18 protein-coding genes are annotated in these 20,005 nt (G+C 70.8%); 13 read left to right on the top strand and 5 right to left on the bottom strand.

Going from position 1 to position 20,005, the window contains the following annotated elements:
- The 5 genes from IT355_08180 (at nt 1) to IT355_08200 (ending at nt 6,060) form a co-directional block, all read left to right on the top strand.
- Entirely contained in the window at nt 1-2,715 is a 2,715-nt protein-coding gene (locus IT355_08180) for a serine/threonine protein kinase (protein MCC7053234.1), read from the top strand.
- Between the two features lie 289 nt (nt 2,716-3,004).
- A complete protein-coding gene (locus IT355_08185; GenBank protein ID MCC7053235.1) occupies nt 3,005-3,559 on the top strand; it encodes a fasciclin domain-containing protein in 555 nt (184 codons plus the stop codon).
- Nucleotides 3,560-3,728: 169 nt separating this feature from the next.
- Nucleotides 3,729-4,352 carry a hypothetical protein gene (locus IT355_08190; GenBank protein ID MCC7053236.1) on the top strand — a complete coding sequence of 208 codons (624 nt, stop codon included), beginning with the start codon at nt 3,729-3,731 and terminating at the stop codon, nt 4,350-4,352.
- 118 nt (nt 4,353-4,470) lie between these two features.
- Entirely contained in the window at nt 4,471-4,752 is a 282-nt protein-coding gene (locus tag IT355_08195) for a hypothetical protein (protein MCC7053237.1), read from the top strand.
- A 33-nt stretch (nt 4,753-4,785) separates the two neighbouring features.
- Complete coding sequence (locus IT355_08200; protein ID MCC7053238.1) at nt 4,786-6,060, top strand: beta-lactamase family protein; 1,275 nt, start codon at nt 4,786-4,788, stop codon at nt 6,058-6,060.
- 21 nt (nt 6,061-6,081) lie between these two features.
- On the opposite strand, the gene IT355_08205 is transcribed toward IT355_08200, so the two are convergent.
- Nucleotides 6,082-7,383: an aminotransferase class V-fold PLP-dependent enzyme gene (locus tag IT355_08205; GenBank protein ID MCC7053239.1), complete on the bottom strand. Its 1,302-nt coding sequence runs from the start codon at nt 7,381-7,383 to the stop codon at nt 6,082-6,084.
- Nucleotides 7,384-7,646: 263 nt separating this feature from the next.
- Between IT355_08205 and IT355_08210 the strand changes: the two genes are divergently transcribed.
- The 7 genes from IT355_08210 to IT355_08240 all read left to right on the top strand — a co-directional run bounded on the left by IT355_08210 (nt 7,647) and on the right by IT355_08240 (nt 14,098).
- Nucleotides 7,647-8,084, top strand: coding sequence for a hypothetical protein (locus tag IT355_08210; protein ID MCC7053240.1), 438 nt, complete (start codon nt 7,647-7,649; stop codon nt 8,082-8,084).
- A gap of 142 nt (nt 8,085-8,226) precedes the next feature.
- Complete coding sequence (locus IT355_08215; GenBank protein ID MCC7053241.1) at nt 8,227-9,003, top strand: hypothetical protein; 777 nt, start codon at nt 8,227-8,229, stop codon at nt 9,001-9,003.
- Between the two features lie 62 nt (nt 9,004-9,065).
- Entirely contained in the window at nt 9,066-11,045 is a 1,980-nt protein-coding gene (locus IT355_08220; protein MCC7053242.1) for a serine hydrolase, read from the top strand.
- A gap of 125 nt (nt 11,046-11,170) precedes the next feature.
- Nucleotides 11,171-11,995, top strand: coding sequence for a sulfite exporter TauE/SafE family protein (locus IT355_08225; GenBank protein MCC7053243.1), 825 nt, complete (start codon nt 11,171-11,173; stop codon nt 11,993-11,995).
- Nucleotides 11,996-12,052: 57 nt separating this feature from the next.
- Nucleotides 12,053-13,474, top strand: a complete 1,422-nt coding sequence (locus tag IT355_08230; GenBank protein MCC7053244.1) for an MBL fold metallo-hydrolase — start codon at nt 12,053-12,055, stop codon at nt 13,472-13,474.
- Nucleotides 13,475-13,553: 79 nt separating this feature from the next.
- A complete protein-coding gene (locus tag IT355_08235) occupies nt 13,554-13,703 on the top strand; it encodes a hypothetical protein (protein ID MCC7053245.1) in 150 nt (49 codons plus the stop codon).
- A gap of 38 nt (nt 13,704-13,741) precedes the next feature.
- Nucleotides 13,742-14,098 carry a hypothetical protein gene (locus tag IT355_08240; protein MCC7053246.1) on the top strand — a complete coding sequence of 119 codons (357 nt, stop codon included), beginning with the start codon at nt 13,742-13,744 and terminating at the stop codon, nt 14,096-14,098.
- Nucleotides 14,099-14,186: 88 nt separating this feature from the next.
- On the opposite strand, the gene IT355_08245 is transcribed toward IT355_08240, so the two are convergent.
- Nucleotides 14,187-15,251, bottom strand: coding sequence for a hypothetical protein (locus IT355_08245; protein ID MCC7053247.1), 1,065 nt, complete (start codon nt 15,249-15,251; stop codon nt 14,187-14,189).
- 96 nt (nt 15,252-15,347) lie between these two features.
- On the opposite strand from IT355_08245, the gene psd reads away from it, so the two are divergent.
- On the top strand, nt 15,348-16,217 hold the full coding sequence (gene psd / locus IT355_08250) for a phosphatidylserine decarboxylase (GenBank protein ID MCC7053248.1): 870 nt from the start codon (nt 15,348-15,350) through the stop codon (nt 16,215-16,217).
- A gap of 25 nt (nt 16,218-16,242) precedes the next feature.
- Here psd and IT355_08255 read toward each other — a convergent pair whose 3' ends face one another.
- The 3 genes from IT355_08255 to IT355_08265 all read right to left on the bottom strand — a co-directional run bounded on the left by IT355_08255 (nt 16,243) and on the right by IT355_08265 (nt 19,959).
- Nucleotides 16,243-16,752: an SRPBCC family protein gene (locus IT355_08255; GenBank protein ID MCC7053249.1), complete on the bottom strand. Its 510-nt coding sequence runs from the start codon at nt 16,750-16,752 to the stop codon at nt 16,243-16,245.
- Nucleotides 16,730-17,095, bottom strand: a complete 366-nt coding sequence (locus IT355_08260) for a helix-turn-helix transcriptional regulator (GenBank protein ID MCC7053250.1) — start codon at nt 17,093-17,095, stop codon at nt 16,730-16,732. The genes IT355_08255 and IT355_08260 overlap by 23 nt, the downstream gene beginning before the upstream one ends.
- An 89-nt stretch (nt 17,096-17,184) precedes the next feature.
- Complete coding sequence (locus tag IT355_08265; protein ID MCC7053251.1) at nt 17,185-19,959, bottom strand: hypothetical protein; 2,775 nt, start codon at nt 19,957-19,959, stop codon at nt 17,185-17,187.
- Between the last annotated feature and the right edge of the window lie 46 nt (nt 19,960-20,005).

A 20,005-nucleotide genomic window follows, 5' to 3' on the forward strand; every position in this document is an offset into this window, starting at 1 on the left:
ATGTCCGAGATCGACGCGGTACGCTGGTTGCACCTGAGCCCGCTGCTCGATACCGCGCTCGAACTCGACGAGACCGAACGCGAGTCGTGGCTGACCGCCCTCGCCACCACGGATCCGCAGGGTGCCGAGGAGCTGCGGGCGCTGCTGGCACGCGACCGGACTTCCACAGGCACGGGCACGGTGACGCAGGTGCTGCGCGCGCTGAACACGCCGGCGCCCGACCTGACGGGATCGACCATCGGCGACTGGACCATCGTCGCACCTCTCGGGGCCGGCGGCATGGGCAGCGTCTGGCTCGCGGACCGATCCGATGGCCGCTACACCGGCCGGTCTGCCGTGAAGCTCCTGAACCTGCGCGCCCTCGACGCCATCGGCATGCACCGGTTCCAGCAGGAGGGCACCATGCTCGCGCAGCTCACGCACCCCAACATCGGCCGGCTGCTGAACGCCGGCGTGCGTGACACCGGCCAGCCTTACCTCGTGCTGGAGTACGTCGACGGGGAACGGATCGACCAGTGGTGCGACACCCGCCGCCTCACGGTCGGCGCACGCCTTGCCCTCTTTGCACAGGTGTGCGCCGCGGTGGAGCACGCCCACGCACACGTCGTGATCCACCGCGACCTGAAGCCGTCGAACGTGCTGGTCACGCAGGATGGCACCGTGAAGCTGCTCGACTTCGGTGTCGGTCGCCTGCTCCACGACGAGCCCCGCCGCGCCGACGAGACCTCCGTCGATGCGCCGGCCACCCTGCCGTTCACGCCGGCCTACGCCGCGCCGGAACAGCTCGCGGGACGCCACGAATCCGCGGCGACGGACATCTACGCACTGGGGGTGCTGCTGCACGTGCTGCTGACCGGTGCGCTGCCGTCACGACCGGCGGCACTGCCCAGTGACACCGCCGCCCAGCAGGCCGCTGACCGACTCGATGCACGCCAGGTGTCGGCCACCGGGCTGCGTGCGGCGCTGCGCGGCGACCTCGATGCCATCCTGCTCTGTGCACTGCACGACGATCCCACGCGACGCTACCAGAGCGTGACCGCGTTCGCGAACGACCTGCGGCGTACCGTGGAGCATGAGCCGGTGTCGGTGCGCCGGGGCGGGCTGGGTGAGCAGGCGCTGAAGTTCATCCGCCGGAACCGGATGGCCACCGGGTCGGCGGCGGCCGTTGCACTGGCGCTGATCACCGGCACTGCAGTGGCGGTGAGGCAGATGCGGGAAGCGAACGTGCAGCGAGATCGCGCCGCCTTCGGTGCCGAAGTGTCGCGGGCGGCTGGCGACATGCAACTGCAGATGCTGAGCCTGATCGGACCTGGCGGGCGCCAGCTCTCGCCGACGGAGGTGCTGGCGCGCGGTCGCGCGACCATCGAGACGCGCTACCGGGACCGGCCCGCCATGCTCAGCAGCCTGCTCAGCAACCTCGCCGACCGCTACGCCGACCTCAATGACCTGGCCAGCCAGCGGGACCTGCTGTATTCCGCCGCGCAGGCGGCAGGTCGCGCCGGCGAACCCGCGCGCGAGGCCGGTGCGCTCTGCCTCACGGGGTGGGTGCTGCTCCAGCAGGGGCAGGGCGATTCCGCCGCCGTGATGATCCAGCGTGCGATGGCGCTGCCCCGCGCCGTCACCGACGATTCCGTCGCCATGGTGGTGGCGTGCAACACGGCGCGTGCCGTGCAACTCACCCAGCGCCAGCAACTCGATTCCGCGCTGGGGCTGTCACGGCAGTCGCTGCACCTGCTGGAGCATGTGGGTGACACGCTGAGCAGCAACTATGCCACCGCACTGAACAACTTCGGCGGCATCCTCATCGGCACCGGCCGCCTGCGCGAGGCGAGCCGGACGTTCGAGCGCTGCACGGCGGTGCTGCAGCGCATCGGCCGCGGCGACACGGAAGGCGCATCGGTGGTGGTGGGAAACCAGGCCGTGGCACTGATCGGCATCGGGCAGTTCCGTGACGCGCGCCTGGTGCTGGACCGTGAGCAGGCACGCATCCGTGGCCAGGAGGCGTCGGTCACGCTCCCGCTCGTGCTGCGATACCGCGCACTGCAACTGGCCAGCCGGCTGCGACAGGTCGACAGCCTCGAACGCCTGGCGCGCGGGCTGTTCACCGACAGCCAGGCACGCAACCCGCTGGTGCAGGTCGAGGCCCGCGCGCTGCTGGTGTCGGCGCTGATGGACGCGGGACGCGCCGCCGATGCGATGCGGCTGCACACGGAGCTGCAGGGCATGCTGCCCGGCGCTCCGCCGCAGCCGCGCCTGCTGGCGCTGGTCGCGGTGGCCGACGCCGCCGTGCGCGCCGGACAGCGCGGCGCCGCGATCGCACTCGACTCGCTCGACGCGTACATCCGGCGCTCGGCCAGGGCGAAGGCCGGTGACGACACGTTCCTGTATCCGGCGCTGCTGCGCGGCAGCCTCCTGGCCGCCGCGGCCAGCGATCCCGCACGCGCGCTGTCGCTCGCGCAACGAGCGGCGACGTCGGCGACCACCGATTCGGTCGCACTCTCGCGGAGTGCGCTGGTCGGCGATGCGCTGGCCGCCGGCGCGCGGGCGCAGCTGCTGCTCGGAGATGCGGAGCGGGCGCGGAAGGCAGGCGAGGCCGCGCTCGGCCCGCTGCGCTCCGGCTATGGCGCCGACCATCCGCAGGTGCGGGCGCTGGAGCGCTGGCTCCGCGATTCGCTCACGCTGCCGTCCGCGCGACGCGCGACGATGTCGCGCTGACCCCGGCGCGGCCCACCGCAACGGCGTCACGTCACGTCACGTCACGTCACGTCACGTCACGTCGCGTCACGTCACGTCGCGGCCATCGGCGCCGGCTCGACGATGCAGGTCGGTATCGCCGGGACACGGGAGACGCGCACGGCAGACGTGCCCGCTGCTGCATCCGGATCGTGCCCGCGTGCGAACCGTTTGCACGATCCCGGCGTTGATGCCCCTGATGCCGCGCACTCCGCGCGGACTCAGCACCAGCGATCCATCGAGCACGACCACACCTGACCGGACACCACTCATGCCCAGTCGCACCCTCGCAGTTGCTTCATTGCTCGTGCTCGCCGCCTGCGGCGGCAAGAAGGACGACGCCGCCGCGGTCGATTCCGCCGCCTCTCCGGCGACGGCGAGCATGGATTCCGCGCCGGCCGCTGCTGCCGGCACGAAGGACGTCGTGGAGACCGCCATCGCCGCCGGCACGTTCAACACGCTGGCGAAGGCCCTCACCGCGGCCGGACTGGTCGAGACGCTGAAGGGCGCCGGTCCGTTCACGGTCCTCGCGCCGACCGACGAGGCGTTCGCCAAGATCCCCGCCAAGGATCTCGAGGCGCTGCTCGCCGACAAGGCTGCACTGACGAAGGTGCTGACCTACCATGTGATCGCGGGCAACGTGCCGGCCTCGCAGGTGACGACCATGTCCGAGGCAACCTCGCTCGAGGGCAGCAAGATCGCGATCAAGGTCGTGGACGGGAAGGTCGAGCTGAATGGCACGAGCATGGTGACGGCGACGGACGTGCCGGCATCGAACGGCGTGATCCACGTGATCAACACGGTGCTGATGCCGCCGAAGCCGTAGTTCGTGCGATGGGATCGGACGCCCGCGCTGCCTGAGAGGGTGGCGCGGGCGTTCTGGCGTTGGGGGCCATGGCGAGACGAGGATCCAGGTCGGAACTCCCCTGACAGCCACGGCGCCGGCAGGCGGGTAGAATCGCGGACACCGCCATTCGTCGCGAGGAGAGCTGCCCATGCTTCGCCGGTCACTGCCTGTTGCGTTCGTCCTGATCACAGCCCTGTTCGTACCACGCCCGGTGCCGGCGCAGCCCCCCGCCGAGATCCGCCTCCGCCTGACGCGTGACACCGTGCTCTCCGGCGTCACCTGCGGCCCCACCGGCCGGTCGTACGCCGTCCTGTTCGCGGACGGGGCCCTCAACGAATGCCCGATCGCCCGCGACTCCGTGATCGCCGGCCATGCCCTGCCCCGTGAGACGTGGATCCTGCTCGACCGATCACGCACCCTCGTCTCCGCCTGGCTGGCGCGAGACACGGAGCTGCAGGCCATCCCATGCAAGGGCAAGGGCTACAAGACCTGGCACACGCGCTTCCATCGCGACGGCCAGCTCGCCGGCTGCTTCCTCTCGCGCGACGCGACGCTCGACGGCGTGCCTTGTCGCGCCGCGGCCTTCCTGACCGAACTGTCCGGCTCCACGCAGGTGGCGCTGCACCCCGGTGGCCGGCTGCAGTCGTGTCGCGTGGCGCGTGCGGTGACGCGCGATGGCGTGACCATCGCACGCGGCGAACGGATCACGCTCAGTGCCACGGGCGCGGTCGTGCGCGGTGCAGTGGCGCGAGGCTCTGCGGCGCCGCGCTGATTCAACGGGTCGGTGTCGGTCCCGCGTCCTGCGACTGGCGCGCGCGCGGCTGGGTGTGCCGGTGGCAGGGACGGCGCCGGACTCCATCGCGCGGCGTACCTCGGGCTATCTTGCCGCGATGTCGACCGAATGCCTGCTGTGGCAGTGGAGCCTGCTCGCGCGGCTCGTCTCGGTGAGTTCGTTCTTCGACGCCTCGGCCGAGTGGCTGCTGGCGCTGGGGTGCGTGCTGGCGGTCACCACGCGGTCGCGACGTGAGCTCGAGTCCACCAACGACGAGCTGCGCCGCGTGCAGTCGACACTGCGCGCGATGGTGGACGTCGACTCGCTCACCGGGCTCGCCCGCGGCATGTACGATGCGAAGCAGCAGGCGCGCGGTCATGTCGCGACGCGGCATGCCTGACCGCGCAAGTTCACCCCTGGCCAGCCGGACGTCATGAATCAGCGCATGCCGTGCACCGGCCCGGTGCCACGGATCGCATGCCGCAACAGGGTGGGCGTCGTTGGCGCGCTGGTGACGATCACGGCGCTCACCGGCTGTGCGAGCGCGCCGGCGTGGCGCTTCGACAGCACGCGGGAGCGGGCACTTGCGGGCGCAATGCAGGCCGCCGTCACGGCCGGCGACGTCACCGGACTCACCGTGCTCGTGACCAGCCGCGACAGCATCCTGTTTCACCGCACGGCCGGCCGGCTCGCCCCCGGCAGTGCAGCGACGGTCGGCACGGACGCGGTCTTCAACATCGCATCGATGACGAAGCCCGTCACCGCCCTCGCCGCGATGATGCTGGTGGAGGACGGCAGGCTCGCACTCGACGCACCGGCGTCCACCTACCTCCCCGAACTGGTGGGGCGCGGCGTGCTGCTGCGCGTCGATTCCGCGCGTCGCACCGTGATCACGCGACCGGCGAGCCGTGAGATCACGGTGCGTGACCTGATGCGCCACACGTCCGGCATCGGCTACGCGTTCTCGAACCCGGCGTTGCATGACGTGGAGCGGTTCACCTCGATCCCCGAGCGCGACTGGCCACTCGTGCATGACCCCGGCGCACGCTGGACCTACGGCATGGGCCCGTCGTACCTCGGCTGGATCGTCGAACGCATCGCGGGCATGCCGCTCGAATCGTTCTTCCGCCAGCGGATCTTCACGCCACTCGGCATGCACGAGACGTCGTACGTGCTGCCGCCATCCCGGGCGTCACGGCTGATGGCCCTCTCCGACCGCCGTGGCGACAGCCTCGTGGCGCGACCGCGGCCTGACTCCGTGCAGGCCGAGGGGTTCGGCGATGGCAACCTGTTCTCGACGGCGCCGGACTACGCGCGGTTCATGCAGCTGCTCCTGGGGCGCGGCACGTGGCGCGGCACACGTCTCGTGCGCGAGGCATCGATCCGTGAGCTGATGCGCGACCAGCTCGGTGCACTGACGGTCCTCAGGCAGCCCACCACCGATCCCGCACTGTCGGCGCCGTTCCCGGACGGTGCCACGCGTGATGGGTTCAGCCTCGCCTTCCAGGTGGCACGCGGGCATCCTGACGGCCGGCCGGATGGATCGCTGAGCTGGGCGGGCCTGTACAACACGCACCTGTGGATCGATCCGCCCAACGGCATCGGCGTGCTGGTGCTGACGCAAGTGCTGCCCTTCCATGATCCGCGCGTGATGGACGTCGTGCGGGCGGTCGAACATGCCCTCTACCTGCCGCTCGCGGCGCACTGACCCGGCGGCGCGCGGCGCGACTCAGCGGAACCCGGCCGCCTCGGTTCGCAGTGCCTCCACCAGCCGGTCCACCTCGGCGCGGGTGTTGTAGAGCGCCGGTGTCACGCGCACCGCACTGCCACCGGCGATGCCGCGCCGCGCCACCGTGAGGATGCGGTGCTTCCCGAGCAGCAGTGCCGCCATGCGCTGCGCCTCGCGGTGGTCCCGCATGGCCGGCAGGCGAAAGCTCGTCACGGCGCCGTACCGCGCCGGCTCCTCGGGTGTGAGGATCTGCATGCCGGGCAGGTCCCGGACCCCGTGCACCCACTGCTCGCGCAACGACTGCAGGTGCGCCTGCTTGCGGCGTCCGCCGATGGCGCGATGGAACGCCAGCGCGGCCGGGACGGTGAGTGTCGCGGCCGGGTTCACCGTGCCGATGCTGGTGCGGCTGCGGGTGTCGTCGGCCGCGTACATGGTGCTGCCCATGCAGGGCTCGATGTCGGCCAAGCGCGCGGCGCGGATCCAGATGGCGCCGGTGCCGATGGGCGCCGCCAGCCACTTGTGCAGCGAGAAGCCGACGAAGTCGGCGTCGAGGTCGGCGAGCGTGAAGTCGACGTGGCCGATCGTCTGCGCAGCATCGACGATCGTGTCCACGCCCCGCGCCCGCGCCATTGCCACGATCTCGCGCACCGGCATGACGACGCCGGTCCGGTTCGAGAGGTGGGTCACCAGCAGGAGCTTCAGCGACGCGGGGGCCTCGCGCAGCTCGCGCTCGTACGCGGCGAGGATGTTGGCCGTGGTGGCAGGTTCGGGGATCGCGAACTTCCGCACGGTGACACTCCGGCGATCACGCAGCGACTCCATCGCCTGCTGCATCTCGTCGTAGTCCAGGTCCGCATACAGGACCGCGTCACCAGGACGCAGGCGCGCATACTGCGTGATCAGGCACTGCAGCGCCTCGGTGCCGTTGCGGGCGAACGCGAACTCCGACGCGGGCGCCTGCATGAGCTGCGCGAGATCCGTGCGCACCCGCTCCAGCGCGGCATCGTACTCGCGCCCCGGGATGCCGTTGCGGACGAAGAGGACATTGCGCCGGTTGAGGAGCCGCGTCTCGTCGAGGAAGGCCTGCTCCACGGCCCGCAGCATCACGCCCCAGTAGGCGTTCTCGAGGTTGGTGACGCTCCGGTCGATGTCCCACTGCGCCGCGAGCTCCTCGGCGTCACCCGGACCGGGGGCCCCCGCGGCGGGTGGCAGGGTGGCCGCAGCTCCGACATCGGGCAGGAGGGCACCGGCGACGGCGCCGGCGAGCGTCTGCTGGAGGAAGAGGCGCCGATCGAGGCTCATGCAGGGTCACTCACGGGGGAAGGCGGCGACGGAAGGCCGGTACCGGCCGTGGCATGGGGCGAGGGGGAGCTGGCTCGCCTGAAGGTATGCCCGGATCGCGAAGCCGTCGCGTGGGTGGTACAAGCGCACCGTCCCCTCGTGCCGGTCACCACGCGACGGTGACCGTTCCACACCGCCGTGGCCGCGACTCGCCACATCGTGTGCGTGACGAGAACTGTCCCGGCGAAGTATGCGCACTGTCGCCGACCCTCACCCCGCCGCCCGTGACCTCCCCCCCGCCCCTGCACCGCTTCGCGCGCCTCCTCGGCACGCTCTCGCTCGCCGGCTGCGCGATCGTCACCGACAGCTCCGACACACCCGGCGTCGCACTCGAGATCGTCGCGTCGATGAACTCGGCCGATTCCGTCCCGGCCGGCATCACCGTGACGACCCAGCAGGTCGCGGTGCGCGGCACCTTCTCCACGCCCTGCGTGAGCTACGGCGTGACGGCGGGCGCACGCCAGACCGGCCAGCGGCTCGAGATCACGCTCAGCGGACGTCGGAACGGTGAGCTCTGCGCCTTGGCCATCGGCTACTACACCTACACCGCGACCGTCCCCAGCCTGCCATCCGGCTCGACCCAGGTCATCGTGCGTCACCGGATCGAGGACGCGAACTGGCCCGTCGCGACGGTGCTCGACACGACGGTCGTCGTGCCATAGCGGTCGCTGGCGTTGCCGCTCGCGCGACGGCGGCGCTAATGTAAATGTGGTCGTGAAGTGACTTGATCCGCCGCAGCCCCAGGCAATCCGCCCCCGGGCTCCGCCGGATCCGCGACTGCCCTGCCCCAACACGGAGACTCCTGTGTCGCTGCGCCGTACCGCCCTCCTGGCCTCCGCCGCGGCCCTCGCCGCCTGCAGCGACAGCACGGCGCCAACGCCGGACCCGCTCGCGTCCGACGCCCCGCAACTGGGGGCCACGCTGACCATCGCCGGCGTCAGCGCCCTTGGTGCCGCCGGCGTGAGCGGCCTGGGCGGGTCGCTCACGGGCAGTCCGTTCGCGATCGCCGCCGCTGGCACCGGCAGCATGCCACCGGCGCCGTCGTGCACGCGCACGGCGGAAGGGCTGCTCCGCTGCTCGACGACGTTCAGCGGCCTCACCATCGACTACGTCACCGGCCGTCCGGATTCACTCGGGACGCGGATGGACATGACGATGAGCGGCACGCTGCCGGCGGCGAACGGCCGCCCCTCGCTCAGGATCCAGCGCACCGCGACGAACTGGATGGAGCCCCTCGCCGGCGGCGGCACGAGCCTGGTGGGCACGCGCCATCGCAGCGCCGAGACCGGCACCACCGAGCAGCTCGGTGCACCGCGTCAGCTGATGACCGACACGGCCAGCACCGACGTCCGCATGTACTTCACGAACGACGCCAGCGGTGCCGTGCCGCTCCCGCGCCTCGTCGGCACCAGCCGGCGCGTGATCTGGACGAGTCGCGACGGGAGCGCGCCGAGCTACTGGCGCGAGACGACGACCTACGACAGCAGCACCGTGATCCGCAGCCTCGTCGAGTCGCCGGCCGGGACGCGACACTGCAGCATCAATCTGGCGGCACGCGTGATCGCGCTGTCCTGCAACTGAGTGCGGTTCAAGATCCCCGTCCCCTTGAACCGTTCAAGATCCCCGTCCCCTTGAAACGGTCCATGACGCGCCTCGCACTCACGCTGGCCCTCCTCGCCGTGAGCGCCCCGCTCGCCGCGCAGGTCACCCTCACCGCCGGCCAGCCCGTCCAGGGCACCCTCGCCCGCGGCGACACCGCCCGCTTCCGCCTCGACGCCGACTCGGCCACGCTCATCCGCCTCACGCTCGACCAGCGCTCCGTGAACGCCACCCTGCGCGTGCTCGGCCCGCGCGGCAACACGCTGCGCTCCGTGAACGCCGCGCCCCGCGGCACCGAACGGCTGCAGCTCGAGACCGTGACCAAGGGCGTGCACCAGGTGCAGGTCGTCCCCGTGGACTCGGCCAGCGGCGCGTTCACGCTGACGCTCGTCGCCCGCGAGCCGCTCTCGTCCAACCCGGCCACCCTCGTGGACCAGCTGCTCGCGCCCTGGGATCGCCGCGACGGACCCGGCGCCGCGGTGGCCGTGTGGCGCGGCGGCCGGACGCTGCTCGCGCGCGGGTACGGCATGGCGAACCTCGCGTACGACGTCCCCTTCACGCCCACCACGCCCACCAACATCGGCAGCACCTCGAAGCAGTTCACGGCCTTCGCCGTCATGCTGCTGGTGGACGAGGGCCGGCTCTCCCTCGATGACGACGTGCGCACGCACTTCCCAGAACTGCCGGACCTGGGCAAGGTCGTCACCGTGCGCCACCTGCTCACGCACACCAGCGGCTACCGCGAGGTCTACAACGCCCTCGTCATCGCGGCGCGCCGCATCGACGAGGGAGACTACGTGGGCCGCGAGGAGATGATCGGCCTGCTCCAGCGCCAGCCCACGCTGCAGAATGCCCCCGGGGCCGAGTTCAACTACAACAACACCGCGTTCGCACTGCTCGCGATGCTGGTGGAGCGGGTGGCGAAGGTGCCGTTCCCCGAGTTCATGGCGCGCCGCGTCTTTGCGCCGATTGGCATGACCCACACCGTGGTGCGTGCCGACCGCCACGGCACGGTGCGCGGCGCCACCACCGGCTACTCACGCGGGCCGCAGGGTGACTGGCGCGACCTCGGCGACCTGGGCGGGTCGATGGGCGCCGGTGGCATCTACACCACGCTCGGCGACCTGCAGAAGTGGGCGGAGAACTACGCCAGTCCGCGCGTCGGCACGGCGAAGGGCATTGCGCAGATGATGACGCCCTTCACGCTCAGCACCGGCAAGTCCACCGGCTACGGGTTCGGCCTGTTCATCGACCGGCAGGGGCCGCAGCAGCGGGTGCACCACGGCGGTGCCGACATCTCACACCGCTCGATGCTCGCGCTGTACCCGGACATCGACGCCGGCGTGACGGTGCAGAGCAACGACGGGAGCTTCGACTCGTCGATCGCCTTCCGGATCGCGACGGCCTTCTTCCCCGAGCTCTCAGCCCGCGCCACGACCGGCGCCGCCTTCGATGCTGCCGCGTATGACCCAAAGACGTTCGACCGGTTCGTGGGGCGCTACGCGCTCGACCTCGCGCCGGCACGAATCATGACCTTCACCCGCACCGGCGACTCGCTCGCGATCCAGCTCACCGGGCAGCCGAAGTTCCCGATCTACCCGACGTCGGACACGTCGTTCGTGCTGCGGGTGGTGCCGGCCTCGGTCACCTTCCAGCGCGATGCGCAGGGCAAGGTCACGGGGCTGATGCTGCACCAGAACGGCGACAATCACGCCACGCGCCTCGAGGGGCCGGCGCCCGATGCCGCGACGCCGTGGGTGCCGACGCCGGCCCAGCTGGCGTCGTATGCAGGGCGCTACTTCAGCGAGGAGCTCGAGACGTTCTACGAGGTGGCCGTCACCGCCGGGAAGCTCACCGTCACCAACCGTCGCATGGAACCGCTGCCGCTCACGGTCGGCGCACCCGACACGTTCAGCAGCGGTGAGACCACCCTCGCGTTCGAGCGCGACCGGAACGGCATCGTGGTCGCGTTCTACGCCGGCAACGGTCGTACGCGCAACGTGCGGTTCGCGCGGGTGCGGTAGCCGGATCGGGGGGCCGGCGCCGGTCGACCGCGCCCCCGTTCCACCATAAGGTCCAGCTCGCTGAATCCTTCGAGCGCGAACCCGGCTCTTCAGCGGAACGTACTTGTTCCCGGAGTTCCGCCGTCGTGCTGCCCCATGCCGTCACCCTCGCCACCGCGGCGGCTTCCGCCGTCGGCATCGGTGCGTCACTGGGGCTGCTGGGCGGCGGTGGGTCGATCCTGACCGTCCCGGTGCTGGTCCATGCCCTCGGGATCGCGGCCCCCTCGGCGGTGGCGATGAGCATGCCGGTCGTCGGCCTCACCAGCCTGGTCGGCGCAGTGGGCCATTGGCGGGCGGGGCATGTCCGGATCCAGAGCGCGCTCGCCTTCGGCGGCATGGCGATGGTCGGCGCCTACCTGGGCAGCTCGATCGGGCGCGCGATCGGCGGCGAGGCGCAGCTCACGCTGCTGGCGCTGCTCATGACCATCACGGCGATTGCCATGTGGCGGAAGCCCGCCGCGCGACCGCCGGAGACGGCGGCGGCGGCGAGCGCGCGCCCGCGCATGGGGATCGCCGCCGTCGTGGCCTTCGCTGTGGGACTGCTCACCGGCACCGTCGGCATCGGCGGCGGATTCCTGGTGGTTCCGGCGCTGGTCCTGTTCGTCGGCCTCTCGATGGCCGACGCCATCGGTACCTCACTGGTGGTGATCGCCATGAATGCGGCGGCGGGCCTGGCCGGCTACGCCGGCCACGTCCCCATCCAGTGGCGGACCGTCGCCTGGTTCTCGGCGCTCGCCGCGCTGGGCATCCTCGCCGGCCTGCGACTCGCCCCTCACATCCCTGCCGCGCGCCTCCGGCGTGCGTTTGCCGTGCTGCTGGTCGTCGTCGGTGCCGTCCAGCTCTGGCCTCACGTGGCGACGCTGTCGTCGCCTGCACCGTCGTCCCCGGTCCCCGCCGCGCGCGCGCCGTGACCGGGCCCTTCGCGCAGTCCGACGCACGATTCCCGATTCACCCCTGAGGAACCCGCCATGCTCGTCCGCCAGATTCACGACACCGGCCTCGCCCAATACGCCTACCTGGTTGGCTGCCCGCGCACGGGCGAAGCGATCATCTTCGATCCCGAGCGCGACATCGACCGGTACTTCGAGCTGGCCGCTGCGCACAAGCTGCGCATCGTGGCCGCCGCCGACACGCACATCCACGCCGACTACCTGAGCGGCCTGCGCGAGTTCGCGGAGCGCGGCGTGATGGTGTATGCCAGCGATGAGGGCGGCGCGGACTGGCGCTACGAGTGGCTCCTCGGCAGCGCGTATCCGCATCGCCTGGTGCACCACGGTGACCACTTCAAGGTCGGCAACATCGAGTTCGCGGTCCTGCACACGCCCGGCCACACGCCGGAGCATGTCGCGTACACGGTCGTGGACACGGGCAGCGGCGCCACCGAGCCGATCGGCGTGATCAGCGGGGACTTCGTGTTCGTCGGTGACCTGGGGCGTCCGGACCTGCTGGAGGAGGCGGCCGGCGTGGTTGGCACCATGGACCCGGGTGCCCGGCAGCTCTACGCCTCGCTCGCGCACTTCCGTGCACTGCCGGAACACGTGCAGGTGTGGCCGGCACACGGCGCGGGCAGCGCCTGCGGCAAGTCGCTTGGCGACATCCCGTCGTCCACGGTCGGCTACGAACTCCGCTACAACCCGGCGGTGCTCGCGGCGACCTCGGAGCAACACTTCGTCGACTACATCCTCTCCGGCCAGCCGGAGCCGCCGATGTACTTCGCGCGCATGAAGCGGGACAACCGGCGCGGACCGCGGGTCATCGGCGCCGTCACGATGCCACCGCGCATGGCCGCGGATACCCTCGCCGCGGCCGGCACCACCGGCGCTGCGGTGATCGTGGACACCCGCGGGCGGAAGGCCTTCCTGGCGCGCCACGTGCGCGGCTCGCTGCTGGCCGAACGGGCCGACCAGTTCGTGAACATCACGGGCTCGTACATCGCCGAGGACGCGCCGATGTACCTCGTGGTCGACGAGGGTGAGCTCGATGCCTCGGTGCGTGACCTCCTGCGCATCGGCCTCGACGACGTGCGCGGCTGGGTCGGCACGGCGGAGTACGAGGCGTGGCTGGCCACTGCCCCGGGCGTCGCGACGATCGCGAGCATCACGATGGCCGAGCTGGAGGCGCGGCGCCACGATGGCGGCGTGACGATCCTCGACGTGCGCGGCAAGGTCGACTTCGTCGAGCGGCACATTCCCGTCGCGATCAACGTGGCACACACGCGCCTGCCGGCGCGCCTGCAGGAGATCCCGCGCGACCTGCCGCTGCTGGTGCATTGCAACAGTGGTGCGCGGTCCGCCCATGCGGTGGCGTTGCTCGAGCGTGAAGGGTACCAGGTGACGAACGTGGCGGACATGTTCGCCAACTGGCATGAGGCGGTGCCGGCGCGCACCTGACCGGCGCCGGGCAGGACCCTGCCCCGCGCCGGTCGATGCCGCGGCGCGGGGCATTCTCCCCACTCCTTGCTCCCCGACCATGGCTGCCCCCATCACGATGGCCCCGGGCCCCGATGCCCGGCTCGATGCGCTGCTGCGCCGACTGGAACGCACGCTGGACGCACTCGAACCGGTGGTGCCGCTCGTGCAGCGGGCCCCCGACATGATCGGCATGGCCGCTGACACCTGAAGGCCAGTCCGCTCGGCGACGCGGCGGGATGGGTGGACGTGGACAAGGAGACGCTGCAGCACGCGCGCTACAACGACGTGTTCGGCATCGGCGACTGCACCAACCTGCCGACCTCCAAGACCGGCGCCGCGATCCGGAGCCAGGCACCGGCGCTGGTGGCGAACCTCATGGCCTTCCGCCGCGGTGAGCCGCTCCCGAACCGCTACGACGGCTACACCGCCTGCCCGGTGGTCACGGGCTACGGCACTCTCGTGATGGCGGAGTTCGACTACACCAAGCAACCGGCGGAGTCGATGCCGTTCGACCAGAACCGCGAGCGCTACTCGATGTACGCGCTGAAGACGTATGCCCTGCCGCAGCTGTACTGGCACGGCATGCTGCGTGGGCGGCTCTGAGCCGCCGGCCCGCCGCTCGCGGTGTTGGCGCGCCCCGCTGCCACGGTCGTGGCGGCGGGGCGCGCCTGCGTCACCCTGCGGATCGCCGCTAACCCAGACGCCGGCGGATCGCATCGAGCTGGCGTTCGATCACGGCCGGCATCACGAGGTGGTCGGCGATGCCCGCCAGCTCCTCCGCCTCCCGCCACGCCGACTCGAGCTGCGCGAGCTCACCCTCCAGCGCGCGGCGCTCGGCCTCCTCGTTGATCGACATCTCGAGGGCGAGGCGCGCCGCCACCGGGATGAACTGCACGTCGCCGGTGTCACCGAACTGCGACTTCGCGGCCCAGATGCCCCGCTGCGACGCCGCCCACGGCGCGAAGCGTTCGGGCCCGCCCGCCTCCTCGATGAGCTGCACGCCGCTGCGCACCTGCGCCGCACTCGCACCGCCGCCGTTGACGCGCGGCATGAAGCGACGGAGGAGCGGCATGGCATGGGTGCCGCGCACCGTCGTCACTCCCACCTCGTACTGCTGCGAGAAGCCGTCCCACTTCCGCGCGAGGCTCTTCGTGCTGTCGATCGGGATCATCACGCCGGCCTCGACGCCCCACCCTTCCTCCACCGGCAGCTGCAGCAGGCGCAGCCTGCCGGTGGGGGCGATCCGGCGCCCGTCATCGAGGTGCACCCGGTTGGCGAGCAGCTGCTGCCGCCAGGCCTTCATCGCGGCGAGCTGGAGCAGCGGCATGGCCGTGCCCAGCGCGACGCCCGCCGCCGACAGTCCTGCCACCGCGAGACCGGCACCGGCCACCCCGCCGGCCAGCAGCAGTGCGTTGCGCCTTCGCCGCCGCCCGAACTGGTCGCCGTAGCGCCAGGCCGCGAACTCCGGCCGGAGTGGCCGGCCCACGCGCACCAGGTCGGTGCCGTCGCGCAGCCGTGCCAGCCCGATGTTGTCGGTGCTCAGGCGCACGCGGGTGTCGCGATAGGCGCGCTCGCACTGCTCCAGCGCCTCCCAGCGTGCGTCGAACGGCGTCAGGTTCCAGCGCTGGCAGAGCATGCACACCACCCAGAGCCGTCCCTTCTCGCCGTCGAACGCCAGGCGGCGCCCGATCGGCAGCGCCTCGATCGCCTCGTTCGATCCCAGCGACTTCTGGCAGTGCAGGCAGGTGGTGTACATCGGCAGGGTGAGTCGTGGTGGCGCGACCCGGAAGTTATCGACCCGACGGGCCGCCGGCCGGTCGCCCGGGGTGCGCGCGGTGACTATCCTGCCCCCATGTCCCGCCCCGCCTCGGTCCTCCTGCAGTATCTCCTTCCGAAACGGACGCTGACCACGCTCGCCGGCCGCGTGGCCGCCGCGCGCGGCGGTGCGGTGACGACGGCGCTCATCCGCTGGTTCATCGGCCGCTACAACGTGCGGATGACCGAGGCCGCCGACCCCGACCCGTCGCATTACGCGACGTTCAACGACTTCTTCACCCGCGCCCTCAAGCCCGGCGCGCGCCCCATCGCAGCCGCCGACTTCACCTGCCCGGTGGATGGCGCCGTCAGCCAGGTCGGCGCGATCAACGGCGACCAGCTGCTCCAGGCCAAGGGGCACTTCTACACCACCACCGCCCTGGTGGGTGGCGACGAGTCGCTCGCCGCGCACTTCACTGACGGCACCTTCGCCACCATCTACCTCAGCCCGAAGGACTATCATCGCATCCACATGCCCATCGCGGGGCGACTGCTGCGGATGATCCACGTGCCGGGTGACCTGTTCAGCGTGAACCCCGACACCGCGCGCACCGTGCCTGGCCTCTTCGCGCGGAACGAGCGCGTGGTGTGCGTGTTCGAGAACGACCGCGGCCCGTTCGTGATGGTGCTCGTCGGCGCCACCATCGTCGGCAGCATGGCCACCGTGTGGCACGGCGTGGTGAACCCGCCGCGCACCGGTGCCGTGCGCGAGTGGGACTACAGCGACCAGCAGGTCACGCTCGAGCAGGGCGACGAGATGGGCCGCTTCCTGCTCGGCTCCACCGTGGTGATGCTCTTCCCCGACCAGTACGTGCTGTTCACGCCCAAGTGGGAGGCGGGGCTGACGGTGCGGATGGGCGAGGGGATCGGGATCCAGTATCCGCGGACGGCGGAGACGCGGATCTGAACGGCTCGTCCCCGACCGGATCGACTCACCCGGTCGGCGCCGACCCCAGGCTGGCGAGCAGTTCGTCGAGCTGGTCCAGCGACTCGGGCATCGCACCCGTCGACCCGGTGTTGGCATCGAGCGATTCCTTCGAGGGATAGAGATCGTGCACCGTGACCAGCGTCCGGCCAGCGATCTCCTCGAAGGTCACCGTGGTCACGGTCACCCCCTCACCCTCCTCGTTCGTCCACACCAGCCGTGACGGCGGTGTCACCTCCAGGTAGGTGCCGAAGAACTCCATCGTCGCCCCCTCGTGCAGGAAGGCCAGGCGGTACTCGCCGCCCACGCGCACATCCATCACGCACGACACCAGGTTGAGCCCGTACGATCGTGGCACCCACCACTGCCGGAACAGCTCTGCCTTCGTCCACGCCTCGAACACGAGTCGTGCCGGTCCGTTCACGGTGCGCGTGACGACCATCTCGCGATCCGACGTGCGCTCCACGGTCGTGGGGCTTCCGGTCGGGGCGGCGTCACTTCCGGTGCGTTCGTCCATGGGTCCTCTCCTCCTGTTTCAGGGTCTCGACGACGTCGTCCAACGCGTCGAAGCGTTCGCTCCAGAGCTGGCGGTACCGCTCGATCCACGCCGCTTCCTGCTGCAATCCGCGCGGGCCGAGCCGGCAGGTGCGCACACGACCGACCTTTTCCGTCGCGACGAGCCCCGCCTGCTCCAGCACGTCGATGTGCTTCTTCATGCCGGTGAGGGTCATGTCGAATCGCAGGGCGAGCGCCGTGATCGAGGCGTCCGCGCGGCCGAGCGCCTCGAGGACACCGCGCCGGGTGGGGTCCGAGAGGGCGCCGAACGATGCGTCGAAGGTGCCGTGCTTAAACTGAACCATATGGTTCAGTGTACGGCCAGGAGCCGCCGCACGCAAGGGGGCCGGCGTGCCCGCTTCCGCGAACGCGCCGGCCCCCCTCTGACGCCCATCTACCGCCGCAGTACGAACAGAATTGTGGGGTCGATCGGATAGCGTCCGAACTTCGCGCCGTAGATCGCCAGCCCACCGGGGAGTGCGTCGCTGACGTCCATCCGGATCGTGAACGCGCCGGTCGCCGCCGCATCCGCGAGCTGTGCGGCGCTCAGCGGCATCCGCAGCAACTCCCCGTACGAGCCCGCCTCGCTCAGCGTGCGGTCGAACGGCTGCGCATGCCAGCTCAGGATGCCGCGCGAATCGGCGGGATCGTCCGACAGCTCGCGCTGTCCCGCGACGGTGCCGTTCACGCGCACCGTCACCGCGCTCGGGTGCTTGTGCGCGCTGGTCTGCGGATAGCTGTTGCGGTTGAGGCTGCGATCCTGCAGCCCGCCTCCGCGCATGTAGTCGCCGTCGCCTTGCGCAGTGGCGTCGCGATCCTTGCCGTTCATCCGCTTGGCTGACGCCTCGACGAGGAAGGTGGCGCTGGCCACCTCGCCGACGCTGAGGCCCGCCGGCCACGCGATCCGGTACTCGACATGGCCGCTCCCCGCCCCGTTCTGCTTCGCGCCGAGCACCGCCCATGTCTTCTGCGACCACTGCGACGACGCCGGCGCGGTCGCGGCGGTGCGCGCCGCGCGCACGCGTGACCCATCCGCCAGCACGCCACTCGTCGGCGCCGCACCACCCACCACATACGTCGTGAAGTTGCGGTGCAACACGGTCCCGGCCGCGTCCTCGAGCCGCACCGCCAGCACGAACACGCCCGGCTCACCCGGCATCGTCACCCGCATCGGCGGCAACGCACCGGACATCCACGGGCGATACGCGATCCGCATGACATGGCTGCCGTAGGTGCGCTGCTCACCGAAGGTGCTCCAGCCACGCAGCTCCCCGCGCACGGTCAGCGAATCGCCGAACGTGGTCGCCGGCGTCAGGAACGACGCGTACAGCGGCACCTCGACGCTCGCACCGGCCGTCACCTCACGCGCCAGCAACGAGTCACCCACCGCGATGTAGAGCGGCGCGTGCAGGTCGCGCAGCGTCATCCCCGGCACCAGGTCACCGAAGCCGGTCTCCTTCCACGTGCGGTCGAAGCGCCAGTAGCCGTTCCACTCGTTGATCACGTCGTGGTGCTCGGTGTAGAGCCAGCCCGCGATCTTCGGGTGACGGCGGAAGGCATCCACCGCGCGCTTGTAGTCCCAGCTCCAGTCCACGTCGCCGGTGCTGCCGGTGTAGCCCCACACATTGCCGAACTCGGAGTTGAGCATCGGCTGCCGGCCCTGCACCCACCCGGTCTCGAAATGGTGCGGCGAGCCGGGATAGGTGCTGTCACTGATCACCTTGTCGAACGCCGCCCAGCGCCAGCCCGGCAGGTATTCATGCCAGGTGTTGAGGTCGGTCTCGGTGTGGCCGGCGCCGCAGCAGATGGAGTTGTCCTCGATCAGGCGCGTCGGATCCAGCCCCTTCGCCAGCCGATAGACGGCGGCGACCTTGCGCTGCGTTGCGGGAAGGTAGCGTTCCTCGGTGCCCGCCTTCGTGCGCAGCCCCCAGGTCTCGTTGAACAGCACGTACGAGAACACGCTCGGGTGGTTGTAGTCGCGGTCCATCATCCCGCGCATCGCGACCTCGTGCTCGCCGAACGCGGCCGAGTCGGGCTGGCCCCACCAGTTCGGCACGTCGGCCATGATCAGCACGCCGAGCCGGTCGGCCCAGTAGAGCTTGCGCGGCGCCTCGATCTTGATGTGCTCGCGCAGCGCGTTGAGCCCGATCTGCCGCGCCAGCAGGATCTCGTTGCGCAGCACGCTGTCGGTCGGGAAGGTGTAGAACCCGTCGGGATGGTACGCCTGGTCGAGCGCGATCTGCAGGTAGACCGGCACGCCATTCAGTGCCACGTACGGATGCTCGGTGCCCGGCAGGTTCACCACCGACACGATCCGCATGCCGAAATACGTCTGCACCTTGTCCTCGACCATCCCCTCCCCCGTCACCGACACCGTCACGGTGTGCAGGAAAGGGTCGTCCAGAGACCAGCGCCGCGCATTGGCCATCGGCACGTCGACGTGCGCCTGCGTTGCGCCCTTCTTCACCCGCTGCACCACCGGTGCCTGGCCGGCGCGATTGGTGAACGCGAGCGTGAGCTGCAGGTCGCGCGGCGCGGGCTCGCGCAGGCGCACGTTCACACCGACGCCGGCCAGGTCGGACCGCGGCGTGTAGTGCACCGCCTCCACCGGATCGGCGCCCCGCGCCTCGAGATACACGGTCTGCCACATCCCGCGCGCCTGGCCGTACCCCTGCTTCCCTTCCAGCTTGAACGGGTGTGGCGAGTCGTCCACGCGCACGGTGATCCGCTTCACACCGGCCGTCCGCGCGGCGCCGGTGAGCTCGAAGGAGAACGGCGTGTATCCGCCCCGATGCTCGCCGAGCCGCACATCATCCACCCACGCGGTCGTCGTCCAGTCCGACGCGCCGAAGACCACGAACACCCGCTTGCCGTTCCACGACTCGGGGATCGTGACGTCGCGCGAGTACCAGCCGATGCTCGCACTGTCCGGCACCCCCGACAGCGCCGAGCCCCACGAGAACGGCACCGTGATGGTGCGCGGCCCCGGGAGGGTGTCGCGCGTCCAGCCGGCAGACTCGCCGCGATCCTGCGGATCGAAGGCGAACTGCCACTGGCCATTGAGGTTCGCCCACTCGGCGCGCTCGAAGTCGGGACGGGGATGCTCGGGGAGCGGGATCGTGGCGGTCGCCGGACGCTGGGCGGCGAGCGAGCCGGCGGACAGCATCACGGCCAGGACGCGGCGGGCGATGGAGGAACGAATGGGACGAACACCT

This window comes from Gemmatimonadaceae bacterium, assembly GCA_020851035.1.
Lineage (GTDB): Bacteria > Gemmatimonadota > Gemmatimonadetes > Gemmatimonadales > Gemmatimonadaceae > JACMLX01.